This window comes from Roseibium sp. RKSG952, from assembly GCF_009711355.1.
The window spans coordinates 197,895-215,021 of the sequence record NZ_SMMF01000963.1 but is presented as its reverse complement, the minus strand read 5'-3'; the positions used below and the strand labels follow the sequence as shown (position 1 = coordinate 215,021).

Sequence of the window (17,127 nt, the reverse complement as noted above, 5' to 3'; positions counted from 1 at the left end):
GGATCAGATGGCACATAAGCTTATGAAACGCACATTGCTGGCATTGGGACTGTGCGCGGCCGGTTTTTCGATTTCCGGATGTGACGGTGTCTCGGTTGGCGTCGGATATGGTTATGATCCGTTCTATGACTCGATGCTCTGGAATGACTATTATCATGACGTAAACGTAAATGTTGACGTCAATCGTCCTGTCAGGCCGGATCGACCAATCAATCCCGATCGCCCGAGACCGCCTGATGGCAAGCCCCCAGTGCGGCCTCAGCCGCCCATTGCCAAACCGCCCGCGCGGCCACGGCCACCGGTTGCACGCCCACCTGTAGCGCGGCCACCCATACACAGACCAGGCCCCCGCCGTTGAGGCGACATGCCGCCTCCGACCAGATTGGAGGCGGAATACTCAGGTTGAGGGAAGGAGTTCGGTCGTGATGCGTGCCGAACCTTCCAGAGTTCGGTGGACCGGGCATTTATCTGCGATTTCCATCAGCTTGTCCCGTTGCGCCTGATCCAGTGGTCCTTCCAGCCTGATTTTGCGGCGGAACTGATCCACTTTGCCTTCGCTTGCCAGACCAGCGTCCTGTGCATGGACTTTGTCATGGCACACATCGACGCTGACGCCGGTGAGGGGCCATTTTTTGCGCCGGGCATACATACGGATGGTCATTGACGTACACGCACCAAGGCCTGATGACACGAAACCATAGGGTGACATTCCCCGGTCCGTGCCGCCATAGGAGGTGGGTTCGTCTGCCACTGCGTGATGGCGTGGTCCGGACTGAATATCCTGCATGAACCCGGATGGATCCGCCTCGGTTACGCGCACCACCCCTTCGGGTGCGCCCGGAGGTGGGGCAGGTGGCCTGAGATTGACGTAGCGAGAGACCCATGCCGCAATGACATCTGCTGCATAATCCGCATCCGCAGCCCGTGTGATCAGATGATCAGCATCGTCGAGTGTGACAAAGCTCTTTGGATGTTTTGCAGCCAGAAAAATCGTGCTGGCGTTGTCGATGCTTACGGTTTCATCTCGCGGTGCATGCAGGATAAGCAACGCCGCTTTCAGCTCTGCGATTGCAGGAGCCAGCGCAGACTCCGATATATCATCGACGAAGGCTTTGCCGATCCGGAATGGTCGTCCACCCAGCGTGACTTCGGCGCTGCCTTCTGCTGCGATCTCCGGCAGGGCGGCTTCGAAATGATGAGAGACATGGCCCGGGTCAGCCGGCGCGCCCAAGGTGACGACCGCCTTGACGGACGGAATGCCGGCACGTGCACGCAGGACTGCTGCACCGCCCAACGAGTGGCCAATCAGAAGAGCAGGAGCCATATTGCGCCCGGCCAAATAATGCGATGCTGCGATCAAGTCTTCTACGTTTGAAGTGAAGGTCGTATTCGCAAACTCGCCCCCCGAATGGCCCAGCCCGGTGAAATCAAAGCGCAAAACGGCAATACCCATCGCAGCCAGTCGTGCAGAAATACGCCGTGCTGCCGGGATATCTTTGGAACAGGTAAAGCAATGCGCAAATAGCGCCGTTGCCAGAACCGGACCATCCGGCAAATCCAGGCGCGCGGCCAACTGACTGCCGTCATGACCGGCAAAAGTAATGCGTTCCGTTGGCATAGCTGCTCCTCGGAGTTGTTGGGATTTGCCTAATAGTGTGTACATCCAGGAAGGGTCACAACCCTTATGTCAGAAGCGTCACGGGAAGGTGAGTATCCGGAAGTAGAACTTGATAGGCGATGCAGGGTGAGGTTGTGGTGCTGCCGGCAATCTGATGTCGGATTGGCAGCTGTGCGCAGCTCATCAGTATCTGTGAAGTAAAGTCAAACAAATATTCGATTTAATTAAGTCCCCTCAGCGCTCACATTGCGAATGTACCGACACCTTGAGCAAGGAGAGACAGATGGCACATGCTAATCCCCGTGCACACGATTTTCCGATACAACCGGGTTTATTGATTGCTCTTGTTTTGAGCGGCGCGATCGGATTTGCGCTTGGTCAGTACTCACCAACCTTCGGAGCAGCCAACTCAAGTTACCAGCCCCCGATAGAGGACTGGCATGGTAATGTTAAGCGCTCACACTGGACACAGTGAGCACTGCTTTTAGTTCTGCCCCATCAGGGCAGGATCGAATGGGTAAGTGGTCAGGTTCTCGTAGCCGTCTTCGGTGATCAGGACCTGATCCTCCAACTTGATCGAGAAATCTCCGCCAACCTCACCAACGCAAGCCTCGACACACAAGACCATTCCGGGCTCGAGCGGATAGTCGTATGAACCCTCTACAGCCTTGTCAGGATAGGCCACCAGCGGCCATTCATCACACAGACCGACCCCATGCATCAGGCAACCGTATTTCTGAGCTTGGAATTTATCATCCAGCTTGTGCGCCATGGCCGTCAGTTCAGGGATCATCACGCCAGGCTTCAACATTTCCATGTTGGTCATGATGTGTTCGTGGGCATGTTGCATGGCATAGATCATGTCAGGGCGCGGTTTCTCGTCCCCAATCCACCAGGTTCGTGAGATATCGATACAGATACCGTAAGATCCAATCAGGTCGGTATCGAATGCGATGATCTCATTCTTTTGGGTGATCCGAGGGCCGCACTCCTGAAACCAGGGGTTGGTGCGCTGACCCGAAGCCAGCAGACGGGTTTCGATCCATTCGCCACCACGCCGGATATTCTCGGCATGCAGAACGGCCCAGATGTCGTCTTCGGAAGTCTTGCCATCGCCGACATTTGCCCGGGCAAATTTTTCCATTTCACCCACAGCCGTTTCGCAGGCATGATTTGCACAGCGCATGGCAAGGATTTCATCTGGCCCTTTGATCGCACGGGTTTTTTCGGTCAGCTCTTCGCCTTCCATGATCTCAAAACCTTGCGCCTCAAGCGCGCGCAGGCCGTGCAGCATGATCTTGTCGACGCCAAGCCGCTTGTTGTTTCCGCCGTGCTCCTCGATCAGTACGCGTACTTCGTTGGAAAACACGTCCGCAGCAACATCAACCTTGTCGCCGCGATCAAAGTAGAACAAGTCGGCGCCGGATCGCTGTTCACGTACCAGCGGATTGAAAGTCGAGAGAAAGGGTGAGTTCTTGTAGTCCCAAATCACCATATAGCCATCGGCGCACAAAAGAACGGCCCTGAACGGGTTGTGCGTGTTCCACAGCTGCATGTTCGTGCTGTCGGTGGCATAGCGAATGTTCAACGGATCGAACATCAACATACCACCATACCCGCGGTCTACGATGGCTTGCGTCAAGCGCTTCCAACGGTGTTCCCGCATTCTTTCCAGGTTTGGAAGCTCCAACCCAGCGTTGGCCCATTCACCAAATGCCAGTTGTGTTGGGCCGATTTCGATCCGGTCGTTCTCGTTCGGGGTTCCATCACCCAGCGTTGCGCCTCGGGTCGGATCAATCTTGCGGGTATCCCGGTAGTGGTGGTTCACGGCTCGCCTCCCTGCTTGCAGGTAAAGCTTGAAGAGACAAATCCGCCGCGTCTCGGTGAATTGCGACGATATGGCCGTCGCTTTTTGACCGACATGAGACGGATTGAATGCTAATTCAGGACCATGACGGCAATTCTACAGCAAGAAATTCCATACAACCCTCTGATTCAACGTCCATTGCCGGGCATCCAACCGGCAAGCATGGAGACCTGGTTGCATCAGGATGAAGCCTTCGCCGAGCAGATGCAGCGAAGAGAATCTTTGCTGAGCGAGCGGAGATCCGAAGTTCTGGCGCTGGACCCCCAAGCAATGGCTCCTGCACAAGAACTTTTGGATATGGTTCTGGCGCTGGTTTATCCAGCAGCATCGAATGTGGTCGTACGTCCAGATGGCGTCCAGGTCGCAATTGATCGAACGCAACCTCTCGATACTCTCTGCAGATTGGTGCAGGAGGATTTCTGCATCCTGCAAAAGATGGAAGATGAGCATGTGCTGACCGGTGCAATCCTGTGCTTTCCGGCAAGCTGGCGACTGTCTGAGAAGTTCATGAGACCGCTTCTCGATATCCACATTCCTGTTGCCAGCTATGATGCCAATGTTGCGCGACGTGTTCAGCGGCTCTTTGACGGGATACAGACAGGTCGTCCGCTCTGGCGGTTCAATGCTCTGTGGTACGAGGATGCAGAACTGCATCAGCCCCGCAGTGCAAACGAGCCGCGGGAGATACGCGACAGGGGTAGGGCGCAATACATGCGAAGTGAACGGCAGACTTTGTTGCGCCTGCCAGAGACACGTGCGGTCGTGTTCTCGATTCACACCTACGTTCTTCCGGAAAATGTGATGTCCGAAATGGAAAACCCCGCCTGATAGCGGGGTCTCCAAGGAGGGTCGTTGGTAGTAAGTTTACATGCCAAGCGCGTTGGCAACATCGGCAAAAGCGTTACTTGCATTCAGTGCAACAATCGCGACGGTGAACACCAGAACCTGTGTATTCAGGCGAAAATCCTCACCACGGATCAGATTTACTGCAGCCATTGACAGTGCGATCGGTGCAGAAAAACTTGCGACTGCCCCGGTCATGCCCCAGCTGGTAAGACGCAGAATATCACTGGGTCTTTCATCATCTGGTGCTTCGGATTCTGGCTGGTCAACTTCGGGCACCGGCTCATTATCTGTTCTGAACGCGATGCTCAGCAACTGGTCGTCAGTCAGCTTGATCGGGCGGCCCGATGTTCTTGTTGCTGCGGATTCAAGATCGAATTCTTCCTGATCGGCGATGTCGATACCAGCAAATTGACCCGTTACGGATTCGAAGATCTGTTTGCGCTCCCGAGGTTTTCGAGGAGTGAATGAATCGAACGTGCTCAGGAACTGTTCGATCGTCAGAACAGTGTTCGGCGACAGCCATTCAACCCGCTGAGTCGAACAGATATCGACCATGCGATATAGCATTACCACCAGGATAAGCTCGGAAATCTCGCTGTCGTCCAGCAACTCGGAAACCGGGGTTATCGAAATCGCTAGCCTGTGCTTGGGACGCGATACCGCGGGTCGAGCCATGGTCTTCAACCCGGCCGCACGATCCAGACGTCCGTATCGGTCGTTCGCCTCATCATGCGTCGTTTCAAGATGCAGCCGAACAAGATAGTGGCTGGACACGATACTAGCTTCGGTCTTGCTGGTCAGCGTCTTGCGCTCGACCAGATGGCCATAGTCTTCAAGTGTCGCAGAAACGGTGTGACAGAACCGCCGGAGCGCGCCTTCCGCGTCGCCGTTGAACTGAAGTCCACCATGGTATTTGTGCTTTGCAGTCACAGCACAGTCCTCTGCCATATGATTTCTGACACACAATCATAGCGAGAGAAGTAGGGGAAAATTTGACGAAAATGCAAAAAAATGAATTTTTCACAGGATTGATTACGCTTTGGAAACCAATGAAACGCCGGGTCAACTGGTTAGATGTGGCGATAATGTGGCGAAAATTGGGTGCGGCCAGCTAAGGCGAAACTTGTCCTAGCTGTCGATTCGCAAGGCCATGATTGCGATGGATTGCTGATAAACAGATGCTGCGTTCCACTGCTGGATAACTGCAAAGTTCGGCTCGCCGGGTTGATAGCCCCGACCGGGTTTCCACCCTTTTTGACGCAAGAAATTTGCGGTCGAGGCCAGAGCGTCGGTCATGTTGTAGAAATCCACGCGGCCGTCACCGGTGGCATCGACGCCATAGGTTATGGCGTTGCCCGGCAGAAATTGCGTATGGCCCAGCTCGCCATGTTTTGCCCCTTTTGTCGCCATGGTGATGCTACCCTGATCCACCAATTTCAGCGCTCCGATGGCATGCGGAATAAAGAACTCAGACCGGCGACAATCGTAGGCCAGTGTTGTTATCGCGGAAACAACCTGACTATCGCCCATGAAATTCCCAAAGCCCGTTTCCATGCCGTGAATAGCAATCAGAACACCGGCAGGAACACCATATTGTCGTTCCAGAGCCGCATAGAATTGCGGGTTGCGCGCCTTCCGCTTGCGCCCTTGAGAAACGATGGTATCTGCGCCCCGAACCCTCATGAATTTATCCAAGGAATACTTGAAGCTTTTCTGGTTGCGATCAGCTGCGATCGTCCTCGTGGCGTATTGGGTCTGCGCCAGCGCCTGCAGTCCCTTTTTGCGCACCCCTGCCTTGCGGGCCTGTTTGGCGAAACTCTGTTTCCAGGATTCAAAACCGGCGCTGTTATTGCCGCATGACGCAGCCAATCCAACAGAGGCGAAAGAGATGGCAATGGCGGCAACGGGAGCAACGAGAAGCTTCATGAACAGCACTCTTTCGATCTGACTAATCCGAATTTCAGGATAGCTGGCTCGGCTATCGCAAAGAAGTGAATTGATCAATTTGCGCCAAAACAGGCGTAAAACTACTTTGTCTGAGGCGCGTCGCCCTTGCAAGTGACCGTGACTGGCTCCTTGACGGATCTCAGCCCTGCCATGTTCTATGAGTATGAAATCAGGTTTCTTTCTCAGGGGGAGGCGGAGTTCCGATGGGCAAGACGTCGAACAGTCGCTGGTGGGTTCTTACCGCGATGGGCGCAATTCTTGGGGTCATTCTTCTTGATGAAACCGTTGTGGGTGTTGCATTGCCAACGATCCAATCAGATCTTGGCCTTAGCAGTTTGAGTGCACACTGGGTCGTGAACATTTACCTGCTTGTGCTCGCAGCGCTTGCTGGTGCTGCGGGGCGGTTCGGTGACATCATCGGTACGCGGAACCTGATCATCGTCGGACTACTTACTTTCGGCATTGCGTCACTCGCCGCAGGATATTCACAAAGTGGTTCAGGGATCGTCGTCGCACGCGCAGTTCAAGGTATTGGGGCTGCCATTATCTTTCCGCTTTCACTTGTTCTGGTCTCGATGTCTTTTGATGAGGGTGAACGTGGAATGGCCCTTGGCATCTACGGCGCGATCGGGACAAGTTTTCTGGCACTCGGCCCAGTGGTCGGAGGCCTGCTGACCGACTATCTGTCTTGGCGCTGGATCTTTTGGATCAACCCGCCAATCGTTCTGATCGTAGCTTGCATCACTTGGGTGTTCTGGCGCGATCCACCCCGACGAGCCGAGGCTGGATTCGACTGGGCGGGTTTGCTGCTTCTGGTCGGAGGTCTCACCCTCACCGTTTTCGGCATCATGGAAGGGCCCGAGCGCGGTTGGGAGCGGATTGATGTCATCGGGCCTTTGATCACCGGCATAGTGATGTTGGCTTTGTTCGTATGGGTCGAGCTGCGCAGCACTGCGCCGCTTATCGCGATGCGACTGTTTTCCAATGGTACCTTTGCAGCATCAAACATGATCGTGTCGCTCGCCCAATTCGTCAAAATCGCAACCTTCGTCTTTGGTGCTTTGTATTTTCAGAAGTCTTCTGGTCTGTCTCCGCTGATGGCTGGGGTGGCACTGCTGCCAGCCGTGGTGCCACCTGTGCTAACCGCGACCTATGCAGGCAAAGCTGCAGATGCCTATGGAACCAGACTTCCTTCATTGTTCGGAGTTTTGGGCACCCTGATCGGACTGGTCTGTATGGCGATCGGTATGGGTCTGGATCAGAATGTGTTCGTATTTGCAGGGCTGTTGATTTCGGGTGTGGCTATTTCCTTCCTCTTTGTTCCTCCGCAGCGAGCCGTGATGATCTCGGTTCCGCCTGGAATGCAGGGACAAGCCGGGGGTATCGTGCTGAGCAGCCAGTTGCTGGGAGGAACGTTGGGAATGGCGGTCTGCAGCAGCACCTATGCAATGCTGGGATCGTTCGCTGCAGTGTTCTGGGTAACAGCAGCAATATCCGCTGCGGTTTTGATGTACGGCTACATCGCGATTGAGAGGAATGAGATCAACACGGCCGAAGGGACATGAAACGAAAAAGGGCGCCCATGAAAGGCGCCCCTGATCTTACCGCAAAGGGTTGAATTAGCAGCTGTAGTACATGCCGTATTCAACGGGGTGCGGGGTGTGCTCGTAGGTTTCAACCTCTTCCATCTTCAGTGCGATGTAGCCGTCGATCTGGTCTTTGGTGAACACGTCGCCCTGCAGCAGGAAGTCGTGATCGGACGCCAGAGCTTCCAGAGCTTCACGCAGTGAGCCGCAAACGGTCGGGATGTCGGCCAGTTCTTCTGCGGGCAGATCGTACAGGTTCTTGTCCATGGCTTCGCCCGGATCGATCTTGTTCTTGATGCCGTCCAGACCGGCCATCAGCAGGGCAGCAAAGCACAGGTAGGGGTTCGCTGCCGGATCGGGGAAACGAGCCTCGACGCGCTTGGCTTTCGGGCTTTCGGTCCATGGGATACGTACACAACCCGAACGGTTACGTGCCGAGTAGGCGCGCAGAACAGGAGCTTCAAAACCTGGGATCAGACGCTTGTAGCTGTTGGTCGCAGGGTTGGTGAAGGCGTTCAGGGTTTTGGCGTGCTTGAGAACACCACCAATGAACCACAGCGCTTCGTCTGACAGATCGGCATACTTGTCGCCAGCGAACAGCGGCTTGCCGTCTTTCCAGATCGACATGTTCACGTGCATGCCAGTGCCGTTGTCACCTGCGATCGGCTTGGGCATGAAAGTGGCCGATTTGCCGTAGGCGTGCGCAACGTTGTGGATGACGTACTTGTACTTCTGCAGCTCGTCGGCCTGTTTGGTCAGGCTGTCGAAGATCAGGCCCAGCTCGTGCTGGCAGGACGCAACCTCGTGGTGGTGCTTGTCGACCTTCATGCCCAGACGCTTCATGGTCGACAGCATTTCCGAACGCAGGTCCTGTGCTTCGTCGATCGGGTTGACCGGGAAGTATCCGCCCTTGACGCCCGGACGGTGGCCCATGTTGCCCATCTCGTACTCGGTGTCGGTGTTCCACGACGCGTCGGTTGCATCAACTTCGTAGGATACCTTGTTGATGCTGTTCGAAAAACGGACATCGTCGAACAGGAAGAATTCAGCTTCGGGCCCCATGTAGGCAACGTCGCCGATACCCGATGCTTTCAGGTAAGCTTCTGCTTTCTGTGCGGTGCCGCGCGGGTCACGCTCATAGGCTTCGCCGGTGTCGGGCTCAACGACCGAGCAGTGCACGCAGATTGTCTTTTCTGCGTAGAAGGGATCGACATAAGCGCTTTCGGTGTCGACCATCAGCTTCATGTCCGAAGCTTCGATCGATTTCCAGCCCGCGATGGACGAGCCGTCAAACATGAAGCCTTCTTCCAGAAAGTCTTCGTCAACCTGATCGGCCATCAGGGTCACGTGCTGAAGTTTGCCGCGCGGGTCGGTGAAACGAACGTCGACGTATTCGGCGCCTTCGTCCTTGATCAGCTGAAGAACTGCGTCCTTGCTCATTCTCTCATGTCCTCTGTTTGAGAATTCGATAATTGGCTTATAGAGCGTCCGAACCGGTCTCGCCGGTACGGATGCGGATGGCTTGTTCGACGGGCGAGACAAAGATCTTACCGTCGCCAATCTTGTCGGTTTTCGCTGCATCTACGATCGCTTCGATCGCTGCATCGACCTGATCGTCGTCCAGTACGACCTCGACCTTCACTTTGGGCAGAAAGTCGACGACATATTCCGCGCCGCGATACAGCTCGGTGTGTCCTTTCTGACGGCCAAAGCCCTTAACCTCGATCACGCTGAGTCCCTGGACGCCGACATCCTGCAGCGCTTCTTTTACTTCATCGAGTTTGAACGGCTTGATGATCGCTTCGATCTTCTTCATCCCGGGCTCCTATTAACTCTTGTCACTGTGGCACTGACCACGTCTAAATTCGGTCGGCAATGTGATTGCGAAAATGGTCCGGGTTGGGCGCTGAGAAAATAGGCGGCAGGTCAAATTTTGATCAGCTTGCACAAAAAGTAATCAAAATTGAATCGCCGAGGGATTTGAGATGACGGAATTGCTAACAGCGGCACAGATGCGGGCGATTGAACTTGCAGCAATCGAGTCTGGCGAGGTGACCGGTCTGGAGCTCATGGAGCGCGCTGGACACGGAGTAGTTGAGGCGATTTTTGAAGAGTGGCCTGAGCTGTCGAAAACATCTGGTACAGCCGTGGTTTTGTGTGGTCCCGGCAATAATGGCGGCGACGGGTTTGTCGTGGCGCGGCTGCTGAAGGAGTGGGGCTGGGAGGTTGCGGTGTTTCTCTATGGCGATCCCGAAAAGCTGCCGGCAGATGCGCGAGTGAATTATGATCGATGGCTGGAGTTAGGTGAGATTGTACCGCTGACCGAACAGAATATGCGCAAGGGTGGTTTTGCCGATCTATACGTTGATGCTTTGTTCGGGACCGGGCTGAAACGCGGTTTGGTCGGTGAATTGTTCAAGGTCGTTCGGCATCTTTCTGGTGCGAATGGGGACCATTACACTGACCGCATGATCAGCATCGACGCGCCATCCGGCTTGTGTTTGGACAGCGGGCGGGTGCTGCATCAAGATGCTTCGAACCCATGGTCTCGCGAGGTGCTGGACAGTTTTCCTGTAGAGATACGGAACAAGATTGCCCAAGCAGGCGGCGCGCGTGCTTTGTACGACCGTTTTGCGTGGTTGACTGTTTGTTTCGACAGCCCAAAGCCCGGGCATTTCCTGGCGCAAGGGCCGGATTTGTGTGGCAAGCTCGTTGTTAAAGACATCGGTATTTCCAAGCAGCGTTGCCGCTTTTACGGTGAACCATATGACGATGCTTTCACGTTGGGACCAAAGCCTTCTCGCAGGGCGAGCCGCCCTGCTTTTCTAACCCTTGCCGAGGCACCGGGCCGCGTGAAAGACGAGCGAACATGGGGTGGGTTGCCGCTCTATCGCTTGCCCAAATTCAAACAACATCACAAGTTCACCCACGGCCACGCCCTCATTTGCTCGGGTGGTCCGGCTAAGACCGGCGCTGCGCGGCTAGCCGCCCGAGGGGCTTTGCGCATTGGGGCTGGATTGGTGACGCTGGGTGTGCCTCCAGCGGCTCAGATGGAAGTCGCGGCGCAGGTGACAGCCATCATGCTACAGCAGGTTGAGGGGGCAGAGGGGCTGACCGACGTGCTTAAGGACGAGCGGCTGAACGCTCTCTGTCTTGGTCCTGGGTTGGGTTTAGAGTGTGCGCGGGATTTGGTGCCCGCAGCCCTTGAGGCAAAGCGCGCAACGGTTCTGGATGCCGACGCACTGACGGCTTTTGCGGATGATCCGGCATTGTTGTTCTCTCGATTGCACGAAAACTGCGTGTTAACCCCGCACGGAGGTGAATTTGCGCGGCTGTTTCCGGATATTGACGAAAAGCTGGCGGCAACGCCTACCGAAGGCCCGGCCTACTCCAAGGTGGATGCAACGCGCGATGCGGCCAAACGGGCAGGGTGCGTGGTTTTATTCAAGGGGCCGGATACTGTAGTTGCTGCACCGAATGGGCAGTGTGCGATTAACTCAGCGCACTACGATCGTGCAGCGCCATGGCTGGCAACGGCGGGCGCAGGGGATGTTCTTGCAGGTTTCATAACCGGTTTGCTGGCTCGCGGATTTAGTCCAATGCAAGCTGCCGAGACCGGAGCCTGGTTGCACGTGGAATGCGCGCGGCAGTTTGGACCCGGCCTGATCGCAGAAGATCTGCCCGAACAGCTACCTGAAGTTCTTAAAAAGCTGAATGTTTGATTGCGTTGCGCAAATAGTGGCCTACTGAGCGTAGGATTGGCGACTTTATGCCGGTTCATTCTGCGTTAATGCATAGCGAGTGTTTGCCAGACGCATAGCGGAAGGGCAGAATTTATTTGGGAGCAATTTGCTGCCACCTGGGCTTGTAAATGTAGCCTTTTGAAAAGAAATAAGAATGTGTCTTTCATCGCTGTGTCGGCTGTGGCGGATTTGCAATGAATATACGGCATGGACTGAGCGCCTCTGGAACCATCGCGTTCAGTAAACATTTGAGCAGTACCTGAAACCGGAACTTTTCATGGTGAGTGAAATGACCCTTAATCTCAAACTCTCTTCCGCAGCTGCAGTACTGGCCGCAACGACGGCAATTCCAGCCGCTGCCGAGTTGAAATACGAAAATAACAGTGGCGGATATGTCCTGCTGTACGGACAGTTCAACCCTGCACTCATCTCGGTAGATGATGGGCAGCAAACTGAGACCCGCGTGTTGGATAACGATCTGTCAAACAGCCGCGTTGGTTTGCGCCTGATGCAGCCGTTTGGCCAAAACGAGTTCACGTTCCGGTTTGAATCGGCACTGGGCCTGCCAAACTCGTCCGAATGGAACCAGCTTGGTACCAACTTCAGCGGCTGGACGCGTGAAGACATCCGCCACGTTGATTTTGCACTAAAGGGCAACTGGGGTAAATTCTCAGCCGGTCAGGGCAGCATGGTATCGGATGGTGCTGCCGAAGTAGACCTGTCCTATGTAGGTACGGCGCTTTACTCATTTACCAATGATGAAAACTCGGGCTTCTTTTATCGCGGCACTGACGGCATTCTGAGTGACATCACCGTCGGCGACTCCAGCAGCAACTTTGATGGCTCACGCCGCGGTCGTATTCGTTATGACACGCCCAGCTTCAACGGATTCTCTGCCGGTTTTGCATATGGTCAGAACATTCTGTCCAGCAGCGATGATGACGACTACTACGACGTAGGTGTTTTCTATAACAACACCTTCAGCGGTGGCGTCGAGTTCTCGGCGGGTGTCGCTTATGCAGTTCGTCAGGCAGACGATAACTCGGGTGATCGTAAGGACACCATCGGTTCGGCCTCAGTTCTGCTGCAAAACGGTCTGAGCTTTACCGTTGCAGGTGGTACGCGAAGCAATGATGCGGTCGGAGCGTCTGATCCGAACTACTGGTATGGCAAGATCGCATATGAGGATGACTGGATTTCGTGGGGTAAAACCGGGGTTGGTATCGACTACTACGACGGCGCTGATTTTGAGAATGACGGATCCAGCACAAGAGCCTGGGGTATCGCCGTTGTTCAGCGTATCGACAGCATTAACACGGATGCCTACCTGAAGTATCGCAACCATGACTTCAAAGACAGTGCGTCCTTTGACAAGAACGAAGCATGGGTGCTTGGCGCTCGTTGGAGGTTCTGACCAGATCTCTTTGTGATCTGAAAACGCCTCGGCTCGCACCGGGGCGTTTTTTTGTTTGTTAGGTCGGTAAAACAGGGCAGATCTGGCACTTGCCCCTTGCACGCGGGCGGCTGGGCAAATAGAAGGCGTCAAATTTGCCCGGCGCGCCGTTTTGCGCGCCCCGAATCCTATGGGGACTACCATAATGCAGGTTACCGAGACGCTGAACGAAGGTCTGAAACGCGGTTACAACATCACTGTCACCGCCGCCGAGCTGGACGAAAAGGTCAACGAAAAGCTGACCGAAGCGCAGCCGGAAATCGAAATGAAGGGTTTCCGCAAAGGCAAGGTGCCGATGGCGCTGCTGAAAAAGCAGTTTGGCCAGCGCCTGCTGGGCGAAGCGATGCAGGAATCCATCGACGGCGCGATGAACAAGCATTTTGAAGACAGCGGCGAACGTCCTGCCCTGCAGCCTGAGGTCAAGATGACCAACGAGGACTGGAAAGAAGGCGATGACGTCGAAGTCGCAATGTCCTATGAAGCGCTGCCTGAAATCCCTGAAGTAGACCTGAAGTCGGTCGAACTGGAAAAGCTGGTAGTCAAAGCAGATGACGCAGCTGTCGAAGAAGCACTGAACAATCTGGCCGAGACAGCGCAGGATTTCAAAGCGCGTCGCAAAGGCTCGAAAGCCAAAGATGGTGACCAGATCGTGTTCGACTTTGTTGGTAAAGTTGACGGCGAAGAGTTCGAAGGTGGCTCGGCAGAAGACTATCCGCTGGTTCTGGGCTCGAACAGCTTCATCCCCGGCTTCGAAGAGCAACTGGTTGGCGTAAAGGCCGAAGAGGAGAAGGACGTCAACGTAACCTTCCCCGAAGAGTACGGTGCCGAGCACCTGGCTGGCAAAGACGCTGTTTTCACCTGCACCATCAAAGAAGTGAAAGAGCCCGTCGCTGCTGAGGTCAACGATGAACTGGCTACCAAATTTGGTGCAGAAGATCTGGCTGCGCTGAAGGCTCAGATCGCCGAGCGTTTGGAAGCGGAATACGCCGGTGCATCTCGCGCAGTTATGAAGCGGGCCCTGCTGGACGCGCTGGACACCAAGGTATCGTTCGACCTGCCGCCGTCGCTGGTTGATGCCGAAGCCAAGCAGATCGCACACCAGCTGTGGCACGAAGAAAACCCGGAAGTGGAAGGCCACGATCACGCCGAGATCGAGCCGACCGACGAGCACAACAAGCTGGCTGAACGCCGCGTGCGTCTGGGTCTGCTGCTGGCAGAACTGGGTCAGAAAGCCGAAGTTGAAGTTACTGATGCCGAGATGACTCAGGCAATCATGAACCAGGCACGTCAGTACCCAGGACAGGAACGCCAGTTCTTCGAGTTCGTGCAGCAGAACGCTCAGATGCAGCAGCAGTTGCGCGCGCCGATCTTTGAAGACAAGGTTATCGACTACGTCTTCGAACTGGCTCAGGTTGCTGACAAAGAGGTCAGCAAAGACGATCTGCAGAAAGCCGTTGAGGCACTGGAAGAGGAATAATCTTCTTCCTTCCCCTGATCAGGGGCCAAAATAAAGCGGAGCCGTCTGAAATAAGACGGCTCCGCATGGGTGGCTTTGACTTATGAGGTGAGGGGGTCAGGCCTCATGAGCAAAAGCACGGGGGGTCTTTAACAGAGCAGTCTTTTGCTCTGGGGTGAACCGATCCGAAAGTGCCTCGATCAATCTGAGAACAGCTTCGACTTCGGTTTTCGTTGTTGCCGAGTGCATTTGCTCGACAAAGTACTTTTCCAGTTCAGTGAGCGGTTGGTGGTCTAAATTCGCGGTCGTGGCGTCTTGCTGGAACGCAATGCGGCCTGTTTCAAACCTTTCGAGTGCCTGCTCATCCGTCAGGAAGACGTCGTGATCAATATCGGCATATTCGCGAATGGCTGAGATACGTTCATCCGAGCAATCCATCAATGCCGCCATCGCAACAACCTTGCCCATTGGCTTTGCTGATCCGACATAATCGCACGGCGCATTGCCCGAACGCTGAAGAACCCGATTCATGACTGGGTCAATAACTGCGATCGCATCCAGAACACCCGCCTCCTGGGCGTATTCGAATGAGCCGATCATGACTTCGCTGGTTACGTATGATACGGAATTCTTACCGCGTCCACGTCCAAGTTTCTTTGTGTCTACACAGAAGCGGGTTGCTTCCCAAACCTGAGAGCTTCGAATGGGCGGTTCGCCGTCCATAATCGAGCTGAATACATCGGCCAGCATGTGTGGCCCGGTGGTCTGCAACAGGCGCATGCACCCAACGACGTCCCCCTCGTCGTTGATGCTGACCACGTGTGCAGGATGCAGGTCGTCGAACTGGTCTTTCTCACGCCCGTCTTGGATATTTACATCCCACCCAAGGCGATCCCCGAACACACGTGCCCGCAGTTTATACATGTCATCCAAGACATCATTGAACTTATGCTGGTTGATACCATCAATTACGATGATCATTCCATCCCCCTACAGTCTGGTTACCGTAGAGAGGAGATTAACTTAGTTTCGAAACAAGACTATTGGGGATTTCCCGTAATTTTGGGCCTAATTTGATTACCCAGGGTAGATTAAACCCAGACCTATTGCCCTTCCGATGGCTTGTGGGGTAGTCAAAGCACCCAATTTTTCGCGACCAGAGCGCATATGAACTTCGACAGTGCGGTGAGAGATGCAAAGAATATCACCGATATCCTGCTGAGATTTACCTTCAGCTGTCCATTGCAAGATCTCTTTTTCGCGCGATGACAGGGCAGGTAGATATAGCGCCTTGGCCAGCAATCCTGACTGCATAACGGTATCATGCGCCTGTACAGCTGCCAGCTGAAGATCCCCCATGACATGTTTCTTCAGCTTTTTCCATTCGGTGTCAGAGCAATCCTTGGTGACGCTCAACAAGCCACATTCACCATATGGCCCACGGATCGGTACGGTCAGCCCGCGGTCGGTAATTCCGAAATCATGGGCGTCACGGAAAACGGCATTGAACTTGTCATCATGATTGAAACGCCCCCAATCAACGGGCGCAATACTCAGCGCGGATTGATAGAGCGTTGGATCAACCTTATGAAAGCCTTGGCTTCCATAGTGAATCTTCCACTCGTCAGGGTAATTTGCATAACCCTGCACGTCGCCCTTAACTGGGTGTGTGGTCGCATAAGAGGCGTAGTCGAAGCCAAGCTCATCACATACAGAGTTAATGATGTCGTAAGCCGACTTCTCCTCGTGATCTATTGCGGCCAAGTCGATGAGCTTCAACTGTCCAACCTTTGTACCGTCGGCAGCGTTCCCCAACAAACTGCCATATCTTTCCCCATAGAAGTCTACGTTGCGTCAACCAAAGGGTCTTGTGCAAGCCATTTGTGTATATCACATGGGCTTATTGAGTGCTATTGGCAACAGATTAACGCGATTCTGTTAGTTTATTGCGGGTAATCCAAACCAAACGGTCCTTGGCCGAGGGTTTTTCGCAAATCAGACGACATTATTCTTTGACCAACCCGGTCTCGACCAACATTCCACGCTTTTTTGCCTCGGGATAGTAGCCCTTGGCATACAAAAAGATTGCTCGTTGCTGATCACCGTCCGACAGAAGCCATGCGCCGCGCAGGTATTTTCCTGCAAACTCGAGATTTGTATCTGCATCCAGCAACCCTTGAGCATTTCCGGTGTAGCCCATCGATCGCGCGGTAGCGGGAAGGATTTGCAGTAAGCCATAGTAAGGGCGGTTTACGGCCCAGGGACGGTGGGTGCTTTCGCGAATGGCAAGTTTATGCAGCAATTCACGCGGCAGCTCGTAGTGATCCGCCCATTTGTTGATTGATTCACGCAGTTCGGGCGTTTCATTGGGGTAGAGTGGGGGATTGAATGTATCTTGCGTCGGCGTGTCCGGGCCACCGCAAGCGGCCAGCGGAGCAAACAGAACAAAGGCCAATACGCTGCGGCGAAAGTAGTCAGTCATGGGGAATCTCCGAGATGCGATGGCCGATGATATGGTGCCATCATCAGACTGCAAGCTTAGGTCTGAATTCTGGCCAAATTTTGCTCGTATGGCGCAAAGAAAAAAGGCCGCGCAATCATACGCGGCCTT

15 protein-coding genes are annotated in these 17,127 nt (G+C 54.5%); 6 read left to right on the top strand and 9 right to left on the bottom strand.

Annotation, left to right across the window (positions count from 1 at the left end):
* The first annotated feature begins 7 nt into the window (after positions 1–7).
* On the top strand, positions 8–358 hold the full coding sequence (locus E1297_RS50990) for a hypothetical protein (protein WP_155151140.1): 351 nt from the start codon (positions 8–10) through the stop codon (positions 356–358).
* A 39-nt stretch (positions 359–397) separates the two neighbouring features.
* On the opposite strand, the gene E1297_RS47190 is transcribed toward E1297_RS50990, so the two are convergent.
* Both E1297_RS47190 and dddP read right to left on the bottom strand, forming a co-directional pair.
* Positions 398–1,618, bottom strand: coding sequence for a bifunctional alpha/beta hydrolase/OsmC family protein (locus tag E1297_RS47190; protein WP_155151137.1), 1,221 nt, complete (start codon positions 1,616–1,618; stop codon positions 398–400).
* Positions 1,619–2,102: 484 nt separating this feature from the next.
* Positions 2,103–3,446, bottom strand: coding sequence for a dimethylsulfonioproprionate lyase DddP (dddP, locus tag E1297_RS51495; protein ID WP_209016422.1), 1,344 nt, complete (start codon positions 3,444–3,446; stop codon positions 2,103–2,105).
* 123 nt (positions 3,447–3,569) lie between these two features.
* Here dddP and E1297_RS47180 point away from each other — a divergent pair, with 123 nt between their 5' ends.
* Complete coding sequence (locus tag E1297_RS47180) at positions 3,570–4,313, top strand: DUF3445 domain-containing protein (RefSeq protein WP_155151129.1); 744 nt, start codon at positions 3,570–3,572, stop codon at positions 4,311–4,313.
* A gap of 36 nt (positions 4,314–4,349) precedes the next feature.
* On the opposite strand, the gene E1297_RS47175 is transcribed toward E1297_RS47180, so the two are convergent.
* Together E1297_RS47175 and E1297_RS47170 are read right to left on the bottom strand one after the other, a co-directional pair.
* A complete protein-coding gene (locus tag E1297_RS47175; protein ID WP_209016420.1) occupies positions 4,350–5,261 on the bottom strand; it encodes a hypothetical protein in 912 nt (303 codons plus the stop codon).
* A gap of 198 nt (positions 5,262–5,459) precedes the next feature.
* The gene (locus tag E1297_RS47170) at positions 5,460–6,257 is read right to left on the bottom strand and encodes a lytic transglycosylase domain-containing protein (RefSeq protein WP_155151124.1); all 798 of its coding nucleotides are present in this window, start codon (positions 6,255–6,257) and stop codon (positions 5,460–5,462) included.
* 224 nt (positions 6,258–6,481) lie between these two features.
* Here E1297_RS47170 and E1297_RS47165 point away from each other — a divergent pair, with 224 nt between their 5' ends.
* Positions 6,482–7,843, top strand: coding sequence for an MFS transporter (locus E1297_RS47165; RefSeq protein WP_155151121.1), 1,362 nt, complete (start codon positions 6,482–6,484; stop codon positions 7,841–7,843).
* Positions 7,844–7,897: 54 nt separating this feature from the next.
* Here E1297_RS47165 and glnA read toward each other — a convergent pair whose 3' ends face one another.
* The gene (gene glnA / locus E1297_RS47160) at positions 7,898–9,304 is read right to left on the bottom strand and encodes a type I glutamate--ammonia ligase (protein WP_155151118.1); all 1,407 of its coding nucleotides are present in this window, start codon (positions 9,302–9,304) and stop codon (positions 7,898–7,900) included.
* A 37-nt stretch (positions 9,305–9,341) separates the two neighbouring features.
* A complete protein-coding gene (locus E1297_RS47155) occupies positions 9,342–9,680 on the bottom strand; it encodes a P-II family nitrogen regulator (RefSeq protein WP_108800222.1) in 339 nt (112 codons plus the stop codon).
* Positions 9,681–9,849: 169 nt separating this feature from the next.
* On the opposite strand from E1297_RS47155, the gene E1297_RS47150 reads away from it, so the two are divergent.
* The 3 genes from E1297_RS47150 to tig all read left to right on the top strand — a co-directional run bounded on the left by E1297_RS47150 (position 9,850) and on the right by tig (position 14,537).
* A complete protein-coding gene (locus tag E1297_RS47150) occupies positions 9,850–11,586 on the top strand; it encodes an NAD(P)H-hydrate dehydratase (RefSeq protein WP_155151115.1) in 1,737 nt (578 codons plus the stop codon).
* 310 nt (positions 11,587–11,896) lie between these two features.
* Entirely contained in the window at positions 11,897–13,021 is a 1,125-nt protein-coding gene (locus E1297_RS47145) for a porin (protein WP_155151112.1), read from the top strand.
* Between the two features lie 184 nt (positions 13,022–13,205).
* Positions 13,206–14,537, top strand: coding sequence for a trigger factor (gene tig, locus E1297_RS47140; RefSeq protein WP_155151109.1), 1,332 nt, complete (start codon positions 13,206–13,208; stop codon positions 14,535–14,537).
* 96 nt (positions 14,538–14,633) lie between these two features.
* Here the strand turns inward: tig and E1297_RS47135 are convergent, their stop codons facing one another.
* The 3 genes from E1297_RS47135 to E1297_RS47125 form a co-directional block, all read right to left on the bottom strand.
* Complete coding sequence (locus E1297_RS47135) at positions 14,634–15,497, bottom strand: acyl-homoserine-lactone synthase (RefSeq protein ID WP_155151106.1); 864 nt, start codon at positions 15,495–15,497, stop codon at positions 14,634–14,636.
* A 96-nt stretch (positions 15,498–15,593) separates the two neighbouring features.
* A complete protein-coding gene (locus E1297_RS47130; RefSeq protein ID WP_170330989.1) occupies positions 15,594–16,295 on the bottom strand; it encodes a LuxR family transcriptional regulator in 702 nt (233 codons plus the stop codon).
* Between the two features lie 226 nt (positions 16,296–16,521).
* On the bottom strand, positions 16,522–16,998 hold the full coding sequence (locus E1297_RS47125) for a lytic transglycosylase domain-containing protein (RefSeq protein WP_155151877.1): 477 nt from the start codon (positions 16,996–16,998) through the stop codon (positions 16,522–16,524).
* Positions 16,999–17,127: the final 129 nt, after the last annotated feature.

Coding starts and splice junctions, on each gene's coding strand:
- E1297_RS47155 (WP_108800222.1), bottom strand. CDS start 9,680: ATGAAGAAGATCGAAGCGATCATCAAGCCGTTCAAACTCGATGAAGTA.
- E1297_RS47145 (WP_155151112.1), top strand. CDS start 11,897: ATGACCCTTAATCTCAAACTCTCTTCCGCAGCTGCAGTACTGGCCGCA.
- E1297_RS47190 (WP_155151137.1), bottom strand. CDS start 1,618: ATGCCAACGGAACGCATTACTTTTGCCGGTCATGACGGCAGTCAGTTG.
- E1297_RS47165 (WP_155151121.1), top strand. CDS start 6,482: ATGGGCAAGACGTCGAACAGTCGCTGGTGGGTTCTTACCGCGATGGGC.
- glnA (WP_155151118.1), bottom strand. CDS start 9,304: ATGAGCAAGGACGCAGTTCTTCAGCTGATCAAGGACGAAGGCGCCGAA.
- E1297_RS47170 (WP_155151124.1), bottom strand. CDS start 6,257: ATGAAGCTTCTCGTTGCTCCCGTTGCCGCCATTGCCATCTCTTTCGCC.
- E1297_RS47180 (WP_155151129.1), top strand. CDS start 3,570: ATGACGGCAATTCTACAGCAAGAAATTCCATACAACCCTCTGATTCAA.
- tig (WP_155151109.1), top strand. CDS start 13,206: ATGCAGGTTACCGAGACGCTGAACGAAGGTCTGAAACGCGGTTACAAC.
- E1297_RS47135 (WP_155151106.1), bottom strand. CDS start 15,497: ATGATCATCGTAATTGATGGTATCAACCAGCATAAGTTCAATGATGTC.
- E1297_RS47150 (WP_155151115.1), top strand. CDS start 9,850: ATGACGGAATTGCTAACAGCGGCACAGATGCGGGCGATTGAACTTGCA.
- E1297_RS50990 (WP_155151140.1), top strand. CDS start 8: ATGGCACATAAGCTTATGAAACGCACATTGCTGGCATTGGGACTGTGC.
- E1297_RS47125 (WP_155151877.1), bottom strand. CDS start 16,998: ATGACTGACTACTTTCGCCGCAGCGTATTGGCCTTTGTTCTGTTTGCT.